This is a genomic window from Flavobacterium litorale (assembly GCF_019613795.1).
GTDB lineage: Bacteria > Bacteroidota > Bacteroidia > Flavobacteriales > Flavobacteriaceae > Flavobacterium > Flavobacterium litorale.
This window is the reverse complement of record NZ_CP080429.1, coordinates 1,684,803-1,708,818: the sequence shown is the minus strand read 5'-3', so window position 1 is coordinate 1,708,818 and position 24,016 is coordinate 1,684,803. Positions and strand designations below refer to the sequence as shown.

The window sequence follows — 24,016 nt, the reverse complement described above, 5'->3', positions numbered from 1 at the left end:
TATGAGTCAACAAAACATAAATACCGAAGTACATAACGCATTCGAAGTCATTAAAAATGGAGGCATCATCCTCTACCCTACCGATACCGTTTGGGGTATTGGCTGCGATGCCACAAACGCCGAAGCTGTAAAAAAAATATATGCATTAAAACAACGTGAAGAAAGTAAGAGCATGATTGTGCTGATGAACAGCGACCGCATGATGTACAATGTATTTAAAGAAATACCCGACGTGGCTTGGGAGCTTATAGAATTGAGCGATAAACCTACTACCTTAATACTGGATAATCCCAGTAATGTAGCCCAAAATATTATAGCAGCAGATAACACCTTAGCCGTACGATTAGTAAAAGAGCCTTTTTGCTATAAACTAATGGAACGCATGAAAAAACCATTAGTATCTACATCGGCAAATGTAAGTGGTATGCCTACGCCAAAATCTTTTAAAGAAATCGACCGTCATATTTTGGACGGAGTAGACTATGTCGTAAATTTGCATGACGAAAAAAATGCCGCAAAACCATCCACTATAATCAAGTTAGGCAACGATTTACAGGTAAAAGTTATTCGCCCTTAATGAAGGAAACTATTTCATACAAACAAGCATTAGATAACAACATATTTAATATCATCTCGCAAGCTGCAAACCAACTTAATGTAGACACCTATGTTATTGGTGGTTTTGTAAGAGATTTTTTACTTAAAAGAAATTTCAAAAAAGATATTGATATTGTTGCCGTAGGCAGCGGTATCGATTTGGCACAAGCAGTAGCAAAACTGTTACCCAACAAGCCAAAAGTACAGGTATTTAAAAACTACGGTACGGCAATGCTACAATACGAAAATGCACCTAACGATTTTATAGCCATTGAATTTGTAGGTGCTCGTAAAGAATCGTACCAATGGGAAAGCCGAAAACCGCTTGTAGCAACAGGTACGCTTGAGGACGACCAAAATCGTCGAGATTTTACCATAAACGCACTAGCACTTTCGTTAAATAAAGAGGATTTTGGAACATTAGTAGATCCTTTTAATGGCGTTGATGATTTACAACACGAAATAATCCGTACACCATTAGCCCCCGATACTACCTATTCGGACGATCCGTTACGTATGCTGCGCGCCATACGCTTTGCAACACAACTCGGTTTTACCATTGAGGAAGAATCGTTACAGGCCATAACACGCAATAAAGAGCGTATCAGCATCATATCGGGCGAGCGCATTGTAGATGAGCTCAACAAAATATTAATGACGGATATGCCCTCTACAGGCTTTAAACTATTACAGCAAACAGGTTTACTGCACATTATATTACCCGAACTTACCGCACTACAAGGTGTAGAAGAGGTAGAAGGGCAAACCCACAAAGACAATTTTTACCATACACTTGAGGTGGTAGATAATATAGCACCCAATACCGACGATGTATGGCTACGATGGGCAGCACTATTACACGATATTGGAAAAGCACCCACCAAACGCTTCCATAAAAAAATAGGTTGGACGTTTCATGGGCATGAATTTTTAGGAGGCAAAATGGTTAAAAAAATATTTACCCGCCTACACATGCCACTAAACCACAAAATGAAGTTTGTGGCTAAAATGGTAATGCTAAGTTCGCGTCCTATTGTGTTGGCGCAGGATATTGTGACCGACTCGGCAGTACGCCGATTAATATTTGATGCGGGCGACGATGTGGAGAAATTAATGACACTTTGCGAGGCAGATATTACCACTAAAAACCGTACAAAATTTAAAAAGTACCGTAAAAACTTTGAAATTGTACGCAATAAAATTGTAGAGGTAGAGGCACGCGACCATGTGCGTAATTTTCAGCCCCCCATTACAGGAGAGGAAATTATGGAGATTTTTAACCTAAAGCCCTGTAGGGAAATAGGTACGCTTAAAGAGGCGATTAAAGAAGCAATACTAGAGGGTGAAATACCTAACGAGTACGAACCCGCATATAAGTTTATGATGGCAAAAGCCAAAAAGATGGGATTAAAACAACAACAAGAGTAGGGTTATGAAAAGGAATAAGGCTGTTATTACATGGTTACTGGCAGGATGTGTACTGGTATTTATTATGGTAGTTGTAGGAGGTATTACACGGCTTACCAACTCAGGATTATCGATGACGGATTGGCATTTGGTTACTGATACGTTTCCGCCAACAAGTGAAGAAAAATGGAATGAAGCGTTTGAAGAATATAAAAAATTTCCTGAATATCAAAAAATCAACATTCATAACGATTTTACGATGGACGATTATAAGTTCATCTACTTTTGGGAGTGGTTTCACCGCTTTATCGGTAGGATAATTGGTATCGTATTTATAATACCCTTTATTTATTTCCTCATCCGAAAAAAACTAGATAAAGCTACCATCAGCAAATGCATTATTTTGCTACTAATGGGTGGTTTTCAGGGTTTTTTAGGCTGGTTTATGGTAAAAAGCGGGCTAATAGACCACCCCGATGTAAGCCACTATAGGCTGGCACTACACTTAACCTTTGCCTTTATAACCTTTGCGTATACGCTTTGGGTGGCGTTGGACCTTATTTATCCCGAGCGTAAAACACCTGTTACTACCCTAAAAAAAATAGCACGTGTAGCACTTGTAATTTTAATTATACAAATTATATATGGTGGTTTTGTAGCTGGGCTTGGCGCAGGTTTAGTACACAACACTTGGCCGTTAATGAGTGACGGGCAGTTGGTGCACGATAGTGTATTTATCGAGAAAAAATCGTTATTGCTTAATCTTACTGAAGGTAAAAGTGGCGTGCAGTTAGTACACCGTACTATAGCATATATTGTGGTTGGTATGATTGTATTTTTATACATTAAGAGTAAAAAATTCAACCTTAACCAACAGCAAAAATCAGGTTTAAATGCTTTAGTAGTTATTGTATTTATACAATTTGCACTAGGTGTTTTTACGTTGTTACTACGCGTACCGTTGTGGTTAGGACTAGCACACCAAGTAGTAGCTTTCTTTTTACTTTCGGCAATGGTATACACGCTACACCGATTGAGCAAATAACATTTGTGATAACCTTAGCAGGGTGTTAGGAGTAATTTTAGATTTGAGGTTGTAATTTTACACTATTAAATAACTAAAAAACAATATATTATGCCTAACGAACAAGAAATTAAAGGGAACTGGAATGAGTACAAAGGTAAACTGAAACAAAAATATGGTGAGCTTACTGATGATGATGTAACGTACCAAGAAGGTAAGGAAGATGAGATGTGGGGACGCATTGAGCAAAAAGTAGGTAAAACTAAAAAAGAAATAATGTCACTTTTTGACTAAACCGCTTCTTCCTCCTAAAAATACTATTAAAATAAATAGGGCTGTTTATATAAACAGCCCTATTTATTTTATGTATGGTATGCATTAATTACCAAGCCACTGCCTAAAATCGTTTACACGCTCTCGACTTACAATAACCTCATCATTATTGTAAGTAGGTAATACCACTTTAAGGCGCGAATTGGTATATACTACAATATCTTTAATAGCATCTATATTTACAATGTATTTTCGGCTTACGCGATAAAATCGCTCCGAATCCAATTCGGTTTCCAATTGCTCCAAAGTAGTTTCCAACAAATAATCTCTATTATTAGTAGTGTGGATGTAAGTGCCCTTATTTTCACTAAAAAAACATTCGGCATCATCTACATTTATCATTTTAAGATGTTGCCCCATTTTAATTGTAAATCGTCTTTTATAGCTCTTTTCAAGCGGATTTACTAGCATTTTTTTTATCTGCTCAAAATCTAACGATAGGTTTTGTTGTTGTGGTAAACTACTACGGTATTTGTTTATAGCAACCGCCAAATCATCCTCGTCAATTGGTTTTAAAAGGTAATCAATACTATTAAGTTTAAAAGCACGTAGCGCATACTCATCATAAGCCGTAGTAAAAATAATAGCACTGTTTATATGCACTACCTCGAATATCTCGAAGGATAAGCCATCTGATAGTTGTATATCTAAAAATATTAATTCAGGATGCGGGTTTTTCTGAAACCAATCTACAGCTTCCTCTACCGAATGCAACATGGTATCTGCAACTACATTTAATTTCTGCAATTTGCGCTGTAGTAATCGGGCTGCAGGTTTTTCGTCTTCAATAATAATAACGTTCATAACAATTATTGTATGATTAATTTTTTGAAAGCAATGTATTTATAATTAGTTAGTATTACTCCCATTTTTTATTTTCACGAGCATCTCCTGCCATCATTTGCGTAATTTTTTGTTCTTCCCAATTACTCCCCAAAAATAATAAGATACCAAATACGCCAAACGTATGGAAAGCAAGCCCTATACCCCAAAAAAATGCAGTACTAAAGGTGCTAAAGGTTAAAAAGTCTTGCTCTGGCTGTAAATTAACCCATTTTGAGGTAATTAAAAATCCGTTTACTACAAGGTAGGCAAAAAGGTGTATAAAGTAACCGCGTATGGCTTTCACTTTTTTTCTGGCACGCTCATAACGCATTCGCTCTTCAAATGAATTTTCCATAAGTGTTATTGTTTTACAATTTTGTTATTCTCTTTTTCCATGAGTTGCTCAATTTTGCGTTTCTCCCAATCTTTACTCAAAAACGGAAAGTCTCCAAAAATAGCCATACCGTGTACCAGCAGCCCAATACCTCCCCCTATGGCAGAGTACCAAAACCAATAATAATTGGGCGTATAGGTAAGGTTAATGTATATAAGTATTGGTATTACAATACAGTAACCAAATAAGCCACCATAAAAACCTTTTATAGCATTTACTTTCTTTTCTGCCCGTCTGTAGGCTTCTTGCTGATTGTAATTATCCATTATTAACGCCATTTATTTTGTTGTTCTTTTTCCATATACTCCTTAATTTTTCGCTCTTCCCAATTTTTGCCCATTACAGGAATAAAATTAAATACACTCATACCGTGTACTATTACGCCTATTCCCCATCCCATGGCAGGGTATAAAAACCATAAATGCTGCGGAGATGTTATGAGGTTTAATATTGCTATTCCTATTATTACAATTATATAAGATGTTAAATGACCGTAAAAGCCTTTTATATCTTCTACTTTTTTCTGCGCTTTGTAGTAGCTACTCTCATTATCAGTGTATGTTTGGGTTTCCATAATTGTTACTTGTTTTGTTAGTATGGGTAATTTTACTGTAAAATGAGTTTTGGTTTGGGTTATAATCACTTCTCGTGAGCTTATAATGGCGTAACGACTTATTATGTTTTGGAGCCCAACACCTTTTCGGCTACTGAGTACCTCTTTCTTTCTAAAATCATTTTGTACTACCAAATAGCCATTCTCCTCATATATTCTAATTTCCAATGGTTTTTTCTGGCTTACAATATTGTGCTTTATCGTATTTTCTAACAGTAATTGTAAGGATAATGGTACTACTTTAGCCTCGGGGTTGGATATTGTTTCGGGTAGCTGAAAGAAAATACTATTCTCAAAGCGCATCTTTAAAAGGTTCATGTACGTTTTAGCAAAAGCCAATTCCTCTTGTATGCTTACCAACTCTTTATCACGCTGCTCTAGTACATAGCGGTACACTTTGGATAACGATGTGGTAAAACGTTGGGCATTATCTGGGTTTTCTTCTATTAGAGAACTTAATACGTTTAGGCTATTGAATAGAAAATGAGGGTCTATTTGATTTTTTAGGGTTTCGAACTTTGCCGAGGCTGTACCTGCAATTATTTTTTGTTGTTTTACTTTATTTTCCTGATAGTTTTTGTATAAATAGAACAAATGAATTACTAAGGTTACTACTGCCGTAATAATCATCGAAAAAATATAATTCGATAGCGTTTCGCCAGCTGTAAACTCTTGTAGTGACTCTCCTTCTATTACAACATCTTCAAATAGTCGTAAAAAAACAATACATGCTAATGATACTATAAAAGATGCCAAAAACCCTATTAACACGCGCTTTACCGACATTTTTTTGCTATTATAAGCTTTATCTATAGCAATAAAAACAGTAGCATTTGCGCCATAAAGTGTAAAGGTATATAGCATGGTGTAAAGAAAGTTTACAAGCAAATAATAGTCCCATGCTAGGGTATGACCTGAAGTTAATTTGATAATTAGGATTACTATAAAAATTAGTATCCCAAGTAGTATTGCTTTAAAAAATTCTTTTAGTACTATTTTACCCATTACGGTTGCTATTATTTATTACATTTTTGTAACTGCTGCTCTGCTCTATCCAATCCCCAACTCGGATAAAAAGGGGTTGGTGCTTTAAAGGTAGCAAAAAGTTCTACAGCGCGTTTTACATCCTCGCACATTGCAGTAGTGTCGTTACCAAAATAAGCTGCCGTACCCATATCAAATTCTGCTTTAGAGAACACCACTCTCGGATTCTCTGGTGCAATTGCTAGTGCTTTGGCGTATATTTCATTTACTTTACCCGATAATTTCATACCATTCGTCATAGGGTCATACGTAATCCAAGCCGTATGTATCATGGCTTGCATAACCATTAGCTCGGGGTTGTTAGTACTGATTAGCGCGGCTTTGTCCTGTGCTTGTTGTGCCTTGCCCAATAGTGCAGCCATTTTATCCTTATCTTTTGTTTGAAAAGCGGTTGTAGTGTTTACCAAAGCCACATAATAAGAGGGCAACCAGTTTTCCTTTTCGGCAGCAGCAATTCTTTCAAACAAAGCCGCTGCCTCCGTATTTTTACCTTCGCCCCATAAGGCAAAGGCTTTTTGCATTCCTGTTTCGTATTGCGACTGTGCTGTTACTGCTGTGCATACTAATAAAATAAATGTTGTTACTAATCGTATCATAATGTAAAGTTTTAAATGATTGTTATAATTTGATGGTACAAAGATGCCAACTTTGCAGCCTGTATTAAAAAGTGTTTTACTGAACTGTATTATTTTGAGGATGAGTTGTTATTGGGGTAGAAAACAATTTACAAATTCTCCAACTGATTGGTTTTCTTGTCGGTACTAATGGTCCAGAAGAAACCAACGAAAAAGAATCGGTCGGCAGGTTGCCTTATGGCTTCTCTGGCAAATTGCCCATTGGTATTGGGTGTATTGGCATAGTTGTAACCAAATACATTATCGTTACCCGTAACGTTGGATATAGAGAAATACACTATTTTTTGCTGACTTAACAACCAAGCCCAGCTTATGCTAAGGTTATTAAAGTTTTTTGTTTTCCCATTCATAAAAGCAACTTCGTTTGGATTATCAAAGGGTCTACCCGAATTGAAACTATGTGTTATACCAACTTGCGATTTTAAGCTTTCTATCCAATATTTTGTAACTACCGAAAAATTGTGTGTTGCGATGTAGGACGGCGTTACTGATGTTTCGTAATTCCTGTAATACCGTTCACTATCTATGTAGGAATATGATACCCAATATTCTAGGTTTTTAAGGGTTTTATTGTCCCTCCAAAACAAATCGAGCCCCTTTGCAAAGCCATTACCGTTATTATTAAAAGTTGTATTAAATTGAGGCATATTGGTATTAAACTTAACCAAATCATCGTAATCTTTATAATAACCTTCTGCTCTAAACGTACATCCATTGTAGTTGTACATATAATTTAAAATGTAGTGGGCTGTTTTTTCGTATTCAAAATTTTTAAAGTATTTTAAATAGTCCTGCCTTGGCGTTTGGTAGAAATCACCATATGCTAACGAAAACTGCCCTTTCTCCCCTACCTTATAGGCTAAAGCAGTTCTAGGCTCGATAGTTGCATCGTTTACAATACTTGAATACGAACTTCTGAGCCCTGCTTTTAGCGCTAAATCTTTCGAAAAGAAAATATCTGCTTCAGCATACAATGCACCTATCGAGTTATAATACCCGCTAAGGTACATAAAGCCCGTTGGCTCGTTATAGTCTTCATTAAAATCGGTAATAAAATAATCTGCACCAAAAGCTAACTTAAATCGGTTGGTGAATTTCTTTTTCAATTTTAGTTTCATGTGCGAACTGTGTTCGGCATTGGTAACACTATTCGCATTAAGTCCTATATCGTTGTGCCCATAACCGTAGCTAAGCCCTGTGTGTACCGACCAATAGTTACCCAAAATACCTTTGTAGGACGTATTAACATACAAATTACTATTATCGATACCTGTACGAACGGGTTGGAGGGTATTAATATCGTTTTGGTTCAAACTAAAATCAGCATGATCAAAAGCGGCATACGCTTTAAACAAACCATTAGCAAATTTGTATCGGTACACCGTTTCTCCAGATAACGATTGGTACGGCTTGTTCCAGGTAACATTTTGAGGGATTAAATCCTGATAGGGTTCTAAATTAACGTATGCCATGTTAAAACTAAGCGAGCTTTTATTCCATTTTTGTGTATTACCTAAACCAAGCCCTACCGTCATTAACGATATATCGGTTTGCTCCTGTACAGGTTCATCAATAGTATTTAATAGTAATATACTCGATAGTGCTTCGCCGTATTCTGCTGAATATCCACCTGTAGAAAACGTCATCCCTTTAAACAAAAATGGCGAAAACCTACCACGTGTAGGCAAGTTATTGGCTGCTGCGCCATACGGTTGTGCTACCCGAATACCATCTACAAAGGTTTGGGTTTCATCAGCCTCGCCACCACGTACAAAGAGCCTCCCGCTTTCGCCAACGGTTTGTGTACCTGGCAATGTTTGTAATGCAGCAATAATATCGCCTGCGCTACCTGCTGTAGTAACAATATCTAGCGGTTTTAAAGCAGTAACTTTGGTATTATCGCCTGCCGAAAATGTACCTGCTGATATCACGACGGCATCGAGTGTATTTACATCTTCACGGAGTTTAAACGTTTGTGTTTTGTAGTTTTCTATTACAATATGTTGTCGTACTTCTTCAAACGATAAAAATGAAATAACGAGTATTTGTGACCCTTTTGTAGTAGTGGTAAAAGAGAAAGTACCATCTTTAGCCGAAGTCGTTCCGTCGTACGTTCCATCAATATAAATATTGGCAGCTATAATAGGATCGCCTTTACTATCGGTTACTTTACCCTTTATAGTCGTTTGAGCTGTAATAGTAGTTACCGTAAAAAGAATAAGGAATGTAAGTACTGATTTTATCATGCTGGTTGTTTTTGATAGCACAAAATTGCACTACGCTACATACCTTTCATAAAAAAACCTACTGAATTGTAAAATGAGTGTGACGAATTGTTTTAGAAACGAAAAAGCCTTCTCAATCGAGAAGGCTTTTCTAATTTTATATCATAATCTATTCGTAAGAATAATAATACTGTATAGATAGTTCTCCGTTATTGAAACTCTCTATTTTAGTAGGATAACCATCTTCATCAAGTTCATACTCAAACGTAGTATTACCATTATCATTTTGAGCAGAAAGAATGTAATAAACTTTAGGATTAGAGATCCCTCGATTCAATAATGCAGAGTTTATTTCAAAATAATTATTTTGATTGGTATTGTCTTCAATAACATTTATTGTTGTATAGGTGAAATTTGTAGTTTGGGTAACATAGGATCCATTTATGTAATTAGTATATAATTGAGTAACTAAATTTCCACCTTGGTATTGACCTTCAAAGATAGTGGGATTATCTCCATCATGAGTAACTTTATATACTAAATTATTATTAATAATATCGTAAACATATGTCTTAGGTGCTTGAGGTTGTACACTAGACGTTTCAGTTTCAATTATTTTATTTAGAGTATTATAATCAAAATTTTGTTCTGATGAATATGATGGAACTCCATCAGAAGTGTATTGCGTTTCTATTAAAATGAGCTTTCCTAAATCATCATATTCTAAGATTTGATTTGAAGTTTCTTGAGTATTGAAATTTTCAGAATATCTTTCAGTCAAATATCCTTCCTCATTATAAGTATAATAGTTTTCAAAATACAACTGATTGTTATTATAAAGGTATCTTTCCGTAAGCCTGTTGTTTTCAAACTTATTTAATTCAATTTGCTGTCCATCAATTACTTTAGAGATTTCTTTCAAATGTTTTTCAACTGCATCATTATATGTAGTAGTATCATCCGACGAACAAGAAATAAAAAATAATATTATAAAAGAAAGTAGTAATCTGATTTTCATAATTAACTGTTTTTTAGGAGCGCAAAAGTATCATTAAATTTCTTCTAATCAAAAAGCCTCCTCAATTGAGAAGGCTTTTTTTATTCATAATAAGTAATACGATGCTCAACGTAAATCTCACCACCAGGTATTATCGACTGAACTTTTATAGGATATCCATCACTATCAAATTCGTATACTTTTGTATGCGAGGGGTGCCCCCAATAAATTCCATCACTTCTTAAAAACTGAATAGGATAATTAATCATCCTGTCTGATACTCCACCGTTAAATAATGCTGCATTAGCTTTGTTACTACCAAATAAGTTAGTTTCTAAACCTAGGAACACAGAATTGCTAGTAATATTTGAATAATTATACTCTCCTCTAACTTCAGTTTCTGTATCATAAACATAACTTCTAAGGATTGATTCTATGTACGAAGCTGTACTCTCATCATATTGAAATTTTGAAATTGAAATGATATTACCATTCTGATAGGTAGCCTCTATAAATTCTGAATTCTCTGATGATCCTGTTTTGTAAACATAACCTTCATCATCTAAATACATTATTGATTGACCCGAATAATATTGACCTGGACCTGAATCAGTATGAGAATGAGTATAAGATTCAATAATTTGGTTAGAATTACTATAATCAAAATCTGAATGATCTATAGTTTGAGATACTCCATTTGAACTTTGAGTAATCCTATTCTTGGAAATCAATCTACCTAAAGTATCATACTCAAACGTAAAGTCAGTAGTTCTATCTGAATATATCATCTCCATTTCCATTAATCTACTTTCATTATCGTAAGTATATAAAACTTGTATATTAAAACTTCCATCACTATTATAACCTGAATAATGTTCAATGGGAACTCCATTTTCATATTTTTTCAATCCTACGTAAATTATTTCCCCGTCTAAATTAGTTGAGTACTTTGCAATTTCTTTTATGTGTTTTTCAACCGTATTGTTTTCATCAGTGGGTGTAGTAGTATCATCTGATGAACAAGAAATAAAAAATAACATGATCAAAGAGAGTAGTAATCTGATTTTCATAATTCATTGTTTTTTTAGGAGCGTAAAAGTATCATTAATTTCCTATAATAAAAAAACCACTCTGAATTAAAGTGGGTTTTTTATTTATAATTAAATTTTAAAAAATCAAATAATTACATATTCCTCCTGTACTGCCCGCCTACTTCGAACAATGCTGAGGTAATTTGCCCTAACGAACATACTTTTGTGGCTTCCATAAGTTGCTCAAAAATATTTTCGTTTTGTATGGCTGTTTCCTGTATTACTTCTAGTGTTTCTTTTACCTTTTGGGCATGTGCACTGTGCAATGTTTTAAGTGTTTCTATCTGGAATTGTTTTTCTTCCTCTGTAGCACGAATAACCTCTAGCGGTACTACGGTAGGCGAACCTTTACTACTCAAGAACGTGTTAACGCCTATAATAGGAAACTCTCCTGTATGTTTTAATGTTTCGTAGTATAAACTTTCTTCCTGTATTTTACTACGTTGGTACATGGTTTCCATAGCACCTAATACACCTCCGCGCTCTGTTATGCGATCGAACTCCGTTAATACGGCTTCTTCAACTAAATCCGTCAACTCTTCTATAATGAATGAGCCCTGAATTGGGTTTTCATTTTTAGCTAACCCCAATTCTTTATTGATGATAAGCTGAATTGCCATAGCACGGCGTACACTTTCTTCGGTAGGGGTAGTTATCGCCTCATCATATGCATTAGTGTGTAACGAGTTACAGTTATCGTAAATGGCATACAATGCCTGTAGCGTGGTACGGATATCGTTAAAGTCGATTTCCTGTGCGTGTAACGAACGACCTGATGTTTGTATGTGGTACTTTAACATCTGCGCACGCTCGTTAGCACCGTATTTATTTTTAAGGGCTTTTGCCCATATTTTACGTGCGACACGACCAATTACGGCATACTCAGGATCGATACCATTACTAAAGAAGAAGGACAGATTAGGTCCAAAGGCATTAATATCCATTCCTCTACTCAAGTAATACTCCACATAAGTAAAACCATTAGCTAACGTAAACGCTAATTGGGTAATAGGGTTAGCTCCTGCCTCGGCAATGTGGTATCCTGATATAGAAACCGAGTAGAAATTACGTACATTATTGGTAATAAAATACTCCTGTACATCGCCCATTAAACGTAGGGCAAACTCCGTAGAGAAAATACAGGTATTTTGTGCTTGGTCTTCTTTTAAGATATCAGCCTGTACTGTACCACGCACTTGGCTTAGGGTACGGGTTTTAATTTCAGTGTATACATCAGCAGGGAGTATCATATCTCCCGTAACCCCCAATAACATTAACCCTAATCCATCATTACCCTCTGGTAAGTCGCCATTATAACGAGGACGTTCAACACCTTTATCAGCATATATCTTTTTAATTTTTGCTTCAACTTCTTGCTCCAATCCGTGTTCTTTAATATAAAGCTCACATTGCTGATCGATAGCAGCATTCATAAAGAAACCTAATAACATTGGTGCAGGACCATTAATCGTCATACTTACCGATGTCATGGCATGAGCCAAGTTAAAGCCAGAATATAGTTTTTTAGCATCGTCCAGGCAGCAAATAGAAACTCCTGCATTACCAATTTTACCGTAAATATCGGGGCGGAAATCAGGGTCATTACCATATAGTGTTACACTATCAAATGCTGTAGATAGTCGTTTGGCAGGCATACCTAAACTTACGTAATGGAAACGCCTGTTGGTACGCTCGGGTCCTCCCTCGCCTGCAAACATACGGGTAGGGTCCTCTCCTTCACGTTTAAACGGATATAAGCCCGATGTAAAAGGGAATTCTCCTGGCACATTTTCCTGCAAACACCAGCGTAGTATATCGCCCCAAGCCTGATATTTTGGTAGGGCAATTTTTGGTATTTGTGAGTGCGATAACGACTCGGTATGCGTTTTAATATTTATTTCTTTGTTGCGTACTTTAAACGTATATACTGGGTTTTTATATTTGTTAACTTTATCTTCCCAGTTTAAAAGAATTTCCCAATTGTAGGGGTCTAAATCCATTTTTACACGATCAAACTCTTTCAGTAAAAGTGATGATAATTCCTGTTTACCATCTTGCCCTTCAGCTTCATTTAAAGTAATTGAGTCTTCATCAATACCATGTTTTGCCATTGCGGGTACTTTGCCCGTAACCGACTCTATGGTTTTATAAATACCGTATAATTTCTGAGCTACTTCTTGTTGTGATGTTGCTATGACATCGTACTTACGATTGTTCTCTGCAATTTCGCTAAGGTAACGGGTACGATTGGGTGGAATAACAAATATTTTCTCACTCATTTCGCGGGTAATCTCAAAAGTCGATTGCAAATCGGCTTCTGTTTTCTCCACTATGGTATCCATTATCTTTTTGTACAACGTATTCATTCCCGGGTCGTTAAACTGAGAGGCAATAGTACCAAATACGGGTAAAGTCTCAGGATCGTCGTGCCAAAGGTTATGGTTACGCTGGTATTGTTTTTTAACATCACGAAGCGCATCTAGCGAACCACGCTTGTCAAACTTATTAATAGCAACAAGATCAGCAAAGTCGAGCATATCAATTTTTTCTAACTGTGTTGCTGCCCCAAATTCGGGCGTCATTACATATAGTGATACATCAGAATGTTCTAATATCTCTGTATCGGACTGCCCAATACCTGATGTTTCAAGAATTATAATATCGTATTTTGCCGCTTTAAGCACCTGTATGGCTTCGGCAACATATTTAGATAGTGCTAAGTTACTTTGGCGTGTAGCTAACGAACGCATGTATACCCTTGGGTTGTTTATGGCATTCATCCTGATACGGTCGCCCAATAAAGCACCCCCTGTTTTACGTTTTGATGGGTCTACCGATATAAGACCAATTGTTTTCTCTGGAAAATCGATTAAAAAACGACGTACCAACTCATCTACTAATGATGATTTACCTGCGCCACCTGTACCTGTTATACCAAGCACGGGAATTTTTGAGGTTTCGTTTTTCTTATGAATGGCATCTAATGTTTCCTTTGCTATTTCTGGAAAATTCTCGGCTGCCGAAATAACTCGTGCAATAGCTGTTGGGTTTTTATCTTCAAGATGGTTCGCTTCGCCATTAAGTTTATCCCCAATAGGGTAATCGGCACGTTGTACCAAATCGTTAATCATACCTTGTAGCCCAAGCTCACGACCATCGTCGGGTGAGTAAATACGGGTAATACCGTAATCGTGTAATTCTTTTATCTCTTCGGGCAGAATTACACCGCCGCCGCCGCCAAATATTTTAATATGTCCCGCTCCTTTTTCTTTCAGGAGGTCGTACATATATTTAAAATACTCGTTGTGTCCGCCTTGGTACGAGGTCATTGCTATAGCATTGGCATCTTCTTGTATAGCAGTATTTACTACTTCCTCTACACTGCGGTCGTGCCCTAGGTGAATTACCTCTACGCCTGTGGTTTGTATAATACGGCGCATAATATTTATGGCTGCATCATGTCCGTCAAATAACGAAGCTGCGGTAACTATTCTAACTTTATTTTTGGGGGTATAAGGCTGTGCTTGTTCCATCATTGAGATATCTTCAATATTAAGCACGCAATTTACGGAATTATTAAAAATTTCAAAGCAGATTGCAGGTATAAAAATAGATATAACAATTATACGTACAAAAAAGCCTCTGCAATGCAGAGGCTTAATTTATAAAGGGTTTTATTTTTAGGTAAACATGCTCATATCTACATCAATGTTTAGTCCTTTAGCTATAGCCGTACCCAAGTTTACATCAGCTCTAAACCAATGGCAAAGTTGCCTGTTTATAATCTCTTCTTTTTTGGGTCCTGTAATACCATTCATAGCACCAATGGTGTTGCTTATAGTATTTTGCTTGGCATCGTCCGTCATTAAACGGAACAGGTTACCTGGTTGTGTGTAATGGTCGTTTTCATTTTCTGCATTACGGTCATACCAATCAGCTATACTGCTTTCCAACCCCTGTGCAGGTTCTTTATAACTTTCATCTATTGTTATATCGTCAAAACTATTCGGGAAATAATTGGGCTTACTACCTCCGTTGCCATCAATACGCATAGCACCGTCGCGCTGGTAATTGTTTACTGCAAATGGGCAACGGTTTACGGGTATTTGCTCATAGTTAGCCCCCAACCTGTAACGGTGGGCATCGGGGTAAGATAACAGTCTGCCTTGTAACATTTTGTCTGGCGAGTACCCAATACCATCTACGATGTGTGCAGGTGCAAACGCAGATTGCTCTACATCTTGAAAATAATTATCGGGATTACGATTTAGCTCTAACACGCCTACATCTATAAGCGGATAATCGCCATGCGGCCATACTTTGGTAAGATCAAATGGGTTAAGATGGTACGTTTTCGCCTCTGCCTCCGGCATTACCTGTATTTTCATGTTCCATTTCGGAAAGTTACCTTCGGCTATATTTTCAAAAAGGTCACGTTGCGAAAAATCAGGATCTTTACCCTTCATTTCCGTTGCTTCAGCATCGGTAAAATTTTTAATGCCTTGCGCGGTTTTAAAGTGGAATTTCACGTAAAAACGCTCATTATCCTTATTAAGTAACGAAAAGGTATGGCTCCCATAACCATTCATGTGCCTGTAACCATACGGCGTACCCCTATCGCTCATTAATATTAATACTTGGTGCAAACTCTCGGGGTTTAGCGACCAGTAATCCCACATCATGGTAGGCGACTTCATATTGGTTTGCGGGTCGCGTTTTTGGGTATGAATAAAATCGCCAAACTTTTTAGGGTCTTTTACAAAAAATACGGGCGTATTATTCCCTACCAAATCCCAATTGCCATCTTCGGTATAAAATTTGAGTGCAAAACCACGCGGGTCGCGCTCGGTATCTGCCGAACCCTTTTCGCCTCCTACGGTAGAGCAACGAAGCAGTATATCGGTTTTTTTTCCTACTTCCGAAAATAATTTTGCTTTGGTGTATTTTGTAATATCGTTGGTTACCGTAAACGTACCAAAAGCAGCCGAACCATTGGCATGCACTACCCTTTCGGGGATGCGCTCTCTGTTAAAATGCGCCATTTTTTCGTGCAGTATGTAATCTTGCAATAGTATCGGACCACGAGGTCCTACCGTTTGCGAATCTTCGTTTTCAACATAAGGTCTGCCAGACGATGTTGTTAGTTTATTATGTTTCATACTATATAGGTTTTTAAGTTAGTACCATAAAATTACAATTTAAATGCTACGGTTTTAAAAAACTATATTGTTTATTACTATGAGTAAATAGCACCCCTCTATTGAAATAATTTTTACTACGTTTAAAATACTTCTGTAGTATTAAAGAGAAGTATAATTAATGTAATAGCATTATGAGAAGAGGAGATAGATACAAATTTATTGTCCAGAACTTCCAATTTCGTAAAAAAAGTAGTTGCTTTACAGAATTAATAACCAAAAACAATTATTTATGAGAAGAGTACTTGTTGTTACCCTCACTTTTGTACTGTTTACCCTATCGGGATGTGCCGAATTACAACAAATAGCATCACAATTACCCGATGCAGGTGGTGTTGGACTAAGTAATGCTGATATTGCAGCAGGACTAAAAGAAGCACTTGATAAAGGTATTGACAAGCAGGTTGCAAAATTGACTAAAACAGATGGCTTTTATAGAAACCAAGCTGTAAAAATACTATTACCACAAGAATTACAAGACGTAGATAAAACGTTACGCAAAATTGGCTTGGGTAATCTTGCCGATAAAGGGTTGAAGATGATGAACCGTGCTGCCGAAGATGCGGTTAAGGAGGCTACCCCAATATTTGTAGATGCTGTTAAAAACATGACGTTTAACGATGCTAAAAACATCCTTATGGGTGCCGATAATTCGGCTACGAATTACCTGCAAAGTGCTACCTCAGCACAATTGTATACCAAGTTTAACCCCGTTATAAAATCGTCTTTTAATAAGGTAGGAGCCGATAAAGTGTGGAGCAGTATAATCTCTAAATACAATACGGTACCTTTTGTAGAAAAAGTAAATCCAGACCTTACGGATTATGTTACTAATAAAGCACTAGAGGGTGTGTTTACCATGATAGCAGTAGAGGAAAAAGAAATACGTACCGACATTAACGAGCGAACCTCTACGTTACTGAAAAAAGTATTTGCCTTACAAGACTAAAAAAGCATAGTAATTTCATTTCCAATAACATATCATAACATAGACTTAACAAATAATCAAAATTTAATTATTTATTTTGCACTCAAATAAAATGAGTTATCTCATATTTAGTTAGGGTTAGTTAGAAAAATGCCGATATTGTATGATATCGGCATTTTTGCACTATGCTAAGCGTTCCTGTAATTGTTTAAAATAAGGGAATGCTTTTACCATTCGGCTACCATACCACGAAAACATTTCACCATCTACAAAAACCGTTTTGGCGTGGTGGGTAAAACGTCCTACCTCAAAAGCATCTTCCTCTTTAAACGGGTAAGGCTCAGAAGATAATAATACCACATCAGGGTCGCCTTGTATCCGTATTTTCTGTATTATTATTTCAGGATACCTACCTCTATCCTCGTAAATATTACTAAACTTATTGAGTTTCAGCATTTCGTTAATAAACGTGCCCTTCCCTGCTGCCATATACGGATTTTTCCAAATAAAATAGGCTGCTTTCTGTACGGCTTTATTTTCCATAAAAGCGGCAAAATCAGTAACTGCGTAGTTTATTTTATCAATCCAATGCTGGGCAGTAGTACGTACAGCAAACAACCTCCCGAGTTCGGCAATCATATCCAAACTATCCTGTATCGTAGCAATATCGCTAACCCACACTGGTGCTATTTCGCGTAAGGCGGTTACCATCTCTTCGGTATTCTCCTCTTTATTAGCAATAATAATATCAGGGTTTAGCAGTCGTATTTTTTCAAGATGCACCTTTTTAGTGCCCCCAATTACCTTTTTAGTCGATTTTAAATGATACGGATGTACGCAAAATTTGGTTATACCAATAATACTGTCTTCCAAACCCAAATCGAACAATAATTCGGTTTGCGAAGGCACTAACGATATTATGCGCTTTGGTACAGCATTTACTATTATTGTATTGCCAATTTGGTCGGTATATCTTTTCATTAAAAAGCTTTGTTAGTTATTGCGGAGTAGCTGTGCCATTTGCTGTTGCATTTTTAGTGCTTCTTGCTGTGCTGCTTTGGCAAAATTTTCGTCGTTACCTGCGTAAATAATTCCTCTGGACGAGTTAATAAGCAAACCCACCTTATCGTTCATTCCGTATTTGCATACATCTTCTAGGCTGCCACCTTGTGCCCCTACTCCAGGCACTAATAAAAAGTTATTGGGTACTATTTTGCGTATTGCCTCAAAATAATCTGCTTTGGTAGCCCCTACTACATACATTAGGTTCTCGCTATTCTCCCACGTTTGCGATATAGTTAGTACCTTTTTATACAATTCTACATCATCTACTTTTTGCGTTTGAAAATCGAAAGCTCCCGCATTAGAGGTTAACGCTAACAGTATGGTAAATTTATCTTTTACAGCAAGAAAAGGCGAAACACTATCGCTACCCATGTATGGTGCAACAGTAACCGAATCGAAATCCATATCCTGCAAAAATGCTTTGGCATACATTGCTGATGTGTTCCCAATATCGCCACGTTTGGCATCAGCAATGGTAAAAATATCAGGATGCTTCTCATTCAAGTAATTAATCGTTTTTTCTAACGATTGCCAACCTTTTAAACCGTGTGCTTCGTAAAAAGCGGTATTGGGTTTGTAGGCTACAGCTAAATGATGGGTAGCAGCTATAATAGCTTTGTTAAATTCAAATATCGGATCTTCAGCAGTTAATAGATGCTTTGGTATGCGCTCCATATCGGTATCGAGCCCAATGCATAAAAACGACTGCTTTTTTTGTATTTGGTTGTATAGTTGTTGTGTTGTCATTCAAATAATTATTTCTGCAAAAATAAAGAATGTATATTGTATTTCGACGTATTAAGTATACTGAATCGTAAATCCAGTTAGTCGCTAAAAAAATTACTATCAATCCCAACCTTTATAATAAAAACCAACTCTATATTTATATCAGACAATATAAACATATTTGTTATCGTTAATTTATTGAAGTATTGTGGTTAAATAATTAATTTTAAATTTTTTTTACGACAATTATTTCTATTTTTACTAGCCAATTAAAAAATTATTTCAAAGCATGAAATCTTTCCTCCCAAAAGTAAGCTTAATAGTTATAGTACTATTATTTACGCTATTTACCAGCTGTGAAAAAGATGACAACTTTAGCAATGAAAATGCTTTAGGGCAAAAGCAAGCTCCTACTTCAAGAATTTTAAAAGGTACAGAGGCAACTGCTGCCATTGCATTGTACCACGAACAAATAGCAAAAGGTTACTCAAATGCTAGCGGTATGCAGTTAAAGGCTGGTGTACCATTTACATTAGATGATAGTGAAGTACTTGAAGTACAAGACCGTTATGGGAAAAGACATTACACGTATAGGGTAAAACATCCGCGTGATAGCGAACGTATATTTTTTAACGTGGTTATTACTGAAAGGCAGGGATTGAAAAAAACTACTCTGATTGAATATGAAATGAATAACAGTTTTGCTAACGATTTTTATACTGGTAAAACTCGTTTTTCAGAACTTAATGGTTTTATATATGTTAATGTTATAAATAGTGATAGTGGCTACCCCTGCGACGATTCGCCTGGAGGTGGTGGTGGCATACCTATAAATGGTGGCGATGGTGGTAACCCTGGTAGTGGCGGCGGTGGCGGTGGCGGAGACAACTGGGACCCAAATGGTAATGGTAACCCGCATAATGAGTTTTTTCTTCAGCATATGTATGCACAATTAGAGATAGACCTTAATTATACGGCGAACAATAATAACGGAGGTAATGATGGCGGCGGAGATGAAAGTGGTCCTCGTTTAATTCACCGTAACCCACGAGATTTTCATTACCACCTTAGTGTACCTCCAGCTGATGATACTACCAATCCGTGTGGCGAAGGCGAAGACTTTGGGATACTAGAACCCGTGCTAGTAGAGTTTATAACACCAGAACAATTGTGTAACGAGCTAAAAGCAAAATCACAAGACCCAAACTTCACAGCTAAAATGAATGAGCTAAAGAATAAAGCAGGTATCCAAAATTTTGAATCTGCTCATACATTATATCAAAATGCAGGACATGGATTACTCATTTCTCCTGAGTTTAAAGGAAATCCGAACACAGCTAACGGTGGGCAGGTCTCCCTACAGATACAACAATCGTCGTTTGAAACACCTACAAATGCTATAGGATTCATACACTGTCATTTAGATAATGGTACTACTTATAAAATATTTTCTTATAGCGATATTGTTGCACTAGCTAAAATAGCACAAACCTCCAGCCGACCAACTGCCGAATTAGCTATATATGTAACTACAGCAAGCGGTACTTTTGCATTAAAAATTAGTAATAGAATGACGTTTAGTGCAAATGCCGACTTAATGGAAATGAGTGCTGTCTTTAAGGAGAAGAACTTTAAAAGGAATGTAAAAATAAACATGTCAGTCAGTGACCAAGTAAAAGGATTTCTCAAATTTTTGGAAGCGGACGAACTTGACAGCCTAATTAATCTTTACCAGCAAGATAGTAATGGCGATTGGAAAAAATTAGAACTTAACCAATTTGGTACAAGTGTAAATTCAACTAACTGTTAAAAACTAAATTATGAAACTATATAAAGTATTATTTACATTACTTATATTCAATTGTGTAATAGCACAAGAACTACCAATAACGAGCTATTCCTCATTCGCAGATTTAAGTGATAACGAGAACGATATCAAAAATGGTAACTATACTGTTGATACAAATAACGAACGTGATCAATACGTAGGCACTTGGGAATACAATCAAAATGGTATTACATTTCAAGTGAAAATAGAGAAAATAGATCAATTCCTCAATAAAGCAGAACATAACGGACAAGTTCATTCATATAATTATGCTGATGTAGTTACTTTTAAATACAAGTTGATAAAAAATGGGATAACTATTCATGATAACTTAAACTACACCTTTACAATAAACGATATAATACCGACTGCCACTAAGGAAACAACAGATAATTTTTTATATGGTGGATTTTTAGATTACAATGGTCAAATTATGGCTACAGTCATTATTACCAGACTAAATAGTATTCCTGAAAAAATCGACTTTAATGTAAGCCCTATGGCGTATTATCTGTTACAGCCTACTGAAAACTACATTGAGGGACAGCAACTATTTTTTATACCTACTGGAAATATTGAAATGACAAAAATTGATTAAAAATCTTGATCTAAAAATCCTGCAGTTAGCAGGATTTTTAGTTTTTAGTCATAAAATTTATCTCTTTATAAATAATTCTAAAATGAGAAATTTAGTTCTATACATACTACTATCTACTATTACAGTTTCATGTACTAACATGAAAACAAACAAATCTAACGCATTAAAAAACCAACCAATAATAGATTATATAGAATCAATTATTGAGAAAGACTCGGTTATACTTGTACATGAAAGGAAATTAAGTACAACACGTACTATAAAAACGATGGAGATAGGTAGATTACCTGATAAAGTATCTCGAAAATATGCTGCCAATTTTTTAGAATCAGAATATTATAGAGAGGATTTATGGAAAGTCTTAACTGATAAATATGCTCGTGATACTATTGCGAGAAAGTGGGGTAAAAATGATTTTACGTTTTCACATGAATTAATATCTAATGAATATGTAAAAGAGGTATTTTTTAACCCCAAAACTTATGAAAAAAAGGTTATAAGAAGAGTCTTTTCATTTTCAGATATTTTATATTATGATGAAAATCAATATGCCTTGTTTTCTATAAGAATAGCTGGTAATATAGTATTTTCAGACAGTATTGAAGACGCACTTATAATAATGAAGAGGAAAGATGGAAAATGGGTAATGGCTGATAAAATGCAAAATAATGTATTTGTTAATCCTTAATATAAATACCGATCTCGCAAATTAGCAGGATTTGTATATCGTTACTTAAAAAATGAGAAATCTAGCTCTATACATACTACTACCTACAATTACAATTTCATGTAGTAGCATAATAAAAAAATCAACCCATAGTAGATTATATTGAAACTTTAGTTCCAAAGGATTCTGTTATCTATATACATGAACACAGATTGCCCTATGACCGTGCTATACGAACAATGGAAACGGGTACTATGCCAGATCCAGTTTATGAAAAATATGCTGTTAACTTTTTAGAATCGGAATATTACAAAAAAGATGCTTGGAAAGCACTAGCCCAAAAGTATGCTAATGACACCATTAATGACAAATGGGTAAATACCGACTTTAAACTGCCACACAAAATGATTACCTATGCATACCAAAAAGAACTTTATCAAAAGAAGGTTGTTGACGTCATCATAAATCGCAAAAAAATTTTTGTGTTTTCTGGGGTAATGTATTACGATAATAATAGATATGCAATATTTTCTATAGTAATAGGTGGTAACATTATCCTTTCAGGACGTATTGAAGATGCACTCATTATCATGGAAAGAAAAGGCAATAAATGGGTGTATGTGGATAAAATGCTTAACGATGAATTTATAAATTACTAAAAATCCCGCCGATTGGCGGGATTTTTAGTTTTAGAAAACTTCGCTTTCTTTTAGTTTTTCGGTATTGTTTACAAGTTGTAACTCATCAATAACTTTTTGGATGTTGCCATTCATTACGCCATCTAGGTCATACAAGGTAAGCCCTATTCTGTGGTCGGTAACACGACCTTGCGGATAGTTATAGGTACGAATTTTTGCCGAACGGTCGCCGCTACTTACCTGAGAACTCCTTTTTGCAGCATCTTCATCTTGTTTTTTGGCAAGCTCCATTTCGTACAAACGCGAGCGTAATACCTGTAGTGCTTTATCTTTATTTTTATGCTGCGATTTTTGGTCTTGGCATTGTGCTACCAACCCTGTAGGAACGTGTGTTAAACGTACTGCCGACTTAGTGGTGTTTACAGATTGCCCTCCAGGTCCTGATGAACAGAAAAAATCAACACGTACATCGTTCATATCAATTTGTACATCAAACTCCTCTGCTTCAGGCAGCACCATTACTGTAGCTGCCGATGTATGTACACGCCCTTGTGTTTCAGTTTGTGGTACACGTTGCACACGGTGTACGCCTGCCTCAAACTTTAGGGTACCATATACGTCTTCGCCAGTAACCTCAAAAATAACTTCTTTAAAACCGCCCGATGTTCCTTCGTTAGTATCTACTATAGTAGTTCTCCAACCTTTACTCTCGCAGTATTTTGTGTACATTCTAAACAAATCACCCGCAAAAATACTTGCTTCATCACCGCCTGCTCCTGCACGTATCTCTACCATTACATTCTTCTCATCCTCAGGGTCTTTAGGTATTAGCATAAACTTGATTTCTTCTTCAAGTTTTGGTAACCTATCCTTAGCCTCATCGAGTTGCATTTTTGCCATTTCGGTCATTTCTGCATCGCTACCATCGGCTATAATTTCATTGGCTTCCTCAATATTATTGGTAAGCGCAACGTATTCGTCACGCTTTTCTACAAGTCCTTTCAAGTCTTTGTATTCTTTATTAAGTTGCACATAACGTTTTTGATCCGCTATTATATCGGGCTGAATAATAAGGTCGGAAACCTCATCAAAACGTTGTTTTATATATTGTAATCTGTCTAACATAGTCTTTTATCTGCTGTTTTTTAGCCGTGCAAAATTACGTAAAAAATTTGATACTAAA

At 36.2% G+C, this 24,016-nt stretch carries 22 protein-coding genes; 9 read left to right on the top strand and 13 right to left on the bottom strand.

Going from position 1 to position 24,016, the window contains the following annotated elements; genetic code table 11:
• Position 1 precedes the first annotated feature (1 nt).
• The 4 genes from K1I41_RS07755 (at position 2) to K1I41_RS07740 (ending at position 3,322) form a co-directional block, all read left to right on the top strand.
• On the top strand, positions 2–577 hold the full coding sequence (locus K1I41_RS07755; RefSeq protein ID WP_220639797.1) for an L-threonylcarbamoyladenylate synthase: 576 nt from the start codon (positions 2–4) through the stop codon (positions 575–577).
• On the top strand, positions 577–2,025 hold the full coding sequence (locus K1I41_RS07750; RefSeq protein WP_220639796.1) for a CCA tRNA nucleotidyltransferase: 1,449 nt from the start codon (positions 577–579) through the stop codon (positions 2,023–2,025). Before K1I41_RS07755 ends, K1I41_RS07750 begins: the two co-directional genes overlap by 1 nt.
• Positions 2,026–2,029: 4 nt before the next feature.
• Positions 2,030–3,049, top strand: coding sequence for a COX15/CtaA family protein (locus K1I41_RS07745; protein WP_220639795.1), 1,020 nt, complete (start codon positions 2,030–2,032; stop codon positions 3,047–3,049).
• 90 nt (positions 3,050–3,139) lie between these two features.
• Positions 3,140–3,322 (top strand): CsbD family protein, encoded by a 183-nt coding sequence (locus K1I41_RS07740; RefSeq protein ID WP_220639794.1) that lies wholly within the window; start codon positions 3,140–3,142, stop codon positions 3,320–3,322.
• Between the two features lie 84 nt (positions 3,323–3,406).
• Here the strand turns inward: K1I41_RS07740 and K1I41_RS07735 are convergent, their stop codons facing one another.
• The 10 genes from K1I41_RS07735 to K1I41_RS07690 form a co-directional block, all read right to left on the bottom strand.
• Positions 3,407–4,165, bottom strand: a complete 759-nt coding sequence (locus K1I41_RS07735) for a LytR/AlgR family response regulator transcription factor (RefSeq protein WP_220639793.1) — start codon at positions 4,163–4,165, stop codon at positions 3,407–3,409.
• Positions 4,166–4,220: 55 nt separating this feature from the next.
• Complete coding sequence (locus tag K1I41_RS07730; RefSeq protein ID WP_220639792.1) at positions 4,221–4,541, bottom strand: 2TM domain-containing protein; 321 nt, start codon at positions 4,539–4,541, stop codon at positions 4,221–4,223.
• A gap of 5 nt (positions 4,542–4,546) precedes the next feature.
• On the bottom strand, positions 4,547–4,858 hold the full coding sequence (locus K1I41_RS07725) for a 2TM domain-containing protein (protein WP_255566899.1): 312 nt from the start codon (positions 4,856–4,858) through the stop codon (positions 4,547–4,549).
• The gene (locus K1I41_RS07720; RefSeq protein WP_220639791.1) at positions 4,849–6,198 is read right to left on the bottom strand and encodes a 2TM domain-containing protein; all 1,350 of its coding nucleotides are present in this window, start codon (positions 6,196–6,198) and stop codon (positions 4,849–4,851) included. Before K1I41_RS07720 ends, K1I41_RS07725 begins: the two co-directional genes overlap by 10 nt.
• 11 nt (positions 6,199–6,209) lie before the next feature.
• A complete protein-coding gene (locus tag K1I41_RS07715) occupies positions 6,210–6,833 on the bottom strand; it encodes a hypothetical protein (RefSeq protein WP_220639790.1) in 624 nt (207 codons plus the stop codon).
• Between the two features lie 128 nt (positions 6,834–6,961).
• Positions 6,962–9,115 (bottom strand): TonB-dependent receptor, encoded by a 2,154-nt coding sequence (locus tag K1I41_RS07710; protein ID WP_220641832.1) that lies wholly within the window; start codon positions 9,113–9,115, stop codon positions 6,962–6,964.
• Positions 9,116–9,266: 151 nt separating this feature from the next.
• Complete coding sequence (locus tag K1I41_RS07705) at positions 9,267–10,115, bottom strand: hypothetical protein (protein WP_220639789.1); 849 nt, start codon at positions 10,113–10,115, stop codon at positions 9,267–9,269.
• Between the two features lie 80 nt (positions 10,116–10,195).
• Positions 10,196–11,164 (bottom strand): hypothetical protein, encoded by a 969-nt coding sequence (locus K1I41_RS07700; protein WP_220639788.1) that lies wholly within the window; start codon positions 11,162–11,164, stop codon positions 10,196–10,198.
• A 113-nt stretch (positions 11,165–11,277) separates the two neighbouring features.
• On the bottom strand, positions 11,278–14,718 hold the full coding sequence (locus K1I41_RS07695; protein WP_220641831.1) for a methylmalonyl-CoA mutase family protein: 3,441 nt from the start codon (positions 14,716–14,718) through the stop codon (positions 11,278–11,280).
• Between the two features lie 147 nt (positions 14,719–14,865).
• Positions 14,866–16,344, bottom strand: a complete 1,479-nt coding sequence (locus K1I41_RS07690) for a catalase (RefSeq protein ID WP_220639787.1) — start codon at positions 16,342–16,344, stop codon at positions 14,866–14,868.
• A 271-nt stretch (positions 16,345–16,615) separates the two neighbouring features.
• On the opposite strand from K1I41_RS07690, the gene K1I41_RS07685 reads away from it, so the two are divergent.
• On the top strand, positions 16,616–17,332 hold the full coding sequence (locus K1I41_RS07685; protein ID WP_220639786.1) for a DUF4197 domain-containing protein: 717 nt from the start codon (positions 16,616–16,618) through the stop codon (positions 17,330–17,332).
• A 162-nt stretch (positions 17,333–17,494) separates the two neighbouring features.
• Here K1I41_RS07685 and K1I41_RS07680 read toward each other — a convergent pair whose 3' ends face one another.
• Entirely contained in the window at positions 17,495–18,292 is a 798-nt protein-coding gene (locus K1I41_RS07680; RefSeq protein WP_220639785.1) for an ABC transporter substrate-binding protein, read from the bottom strand.
• A 12-nt stretch (positions 18,293–18,304) separates the two neighbouring features.
• Entirely contained in the window at positions 18,305–19,123 is an 819-nt protein-coding gene (pyrF, locus tag K1I41_RS07675) for an orotidine-5'-phosphate decarboxylase (RefSeq protein ID WP_220639784.1), read from the bottom strand.
• Between the two features lie 268 nt (positions 19,124–19,391).
• Between pyrF and K1I41_RS07670 the strand changes: the two genes are divergently transcribed.
• From K1I41_RS07670 to K1I41_RS07655, 4 genes are all read left to right on the top strand, one after another.
• A complete protein-coding gene (locus tag K1I41_RS07670) occupies positions 19,392–20,912 on the top strand; it encodes a hypothetical protein (protein ID WP_220639783.1) in 1,521 nt (506 codons plus the stop codon).
• 10 nt (positions 20,913–20,922) lie between these two features.
• Complete coding sequence (locus tag K1I41_RS07665; protein ID WP_220639782.1) at positions 20,923–21,528, top strand: DUF6705 family protein; 606 nt, start codon at positions 20,923–20,925, stop codon at positions 21,526–21,528.
• A 139-nt stretch (positions 21,529–21,667) separates the two neighbouring features.
• Entirely contained in the window at positions 21,668–22,216 is a 549-nt protein-coding gene (locus K1I41_RS07660; protein ID WP_220639781.1) for a hypothetical protein, read from the top strand.
• Positions 22,217–22,434: 218 nt separating this feature from the next.
• On the top strand, positions 22,435–22,854 hold the full coding sequence (locus tag K1I41_RS07655; protein WP_220639780.1) for a hypothetical protein: 420 nt from the start codon (positions 22,435–22,437) through the stop codon (positions 22,852–22,854).
• A 30-nt stretch (positions 22,855–22,884) separates the two neighbouring features.
• Here the strand turns inward: K1I41_RS07655 and prfA are convergent, their stop codons facing one another.
• Positions 22,885–23,958 (bottom strand): peptide chain release factor 1, encoded by a 1,074-nt coding sequence (gene prfA, locus K1I41_RS07650; RefSeq protein ID WP_220639779.1) that lies wholly within the window; start codon positions 23,956–23,958, stop codon positions 22,885–22,887.
• Positions 23,959–24,016: the final 58 nt, after the last annotated feature.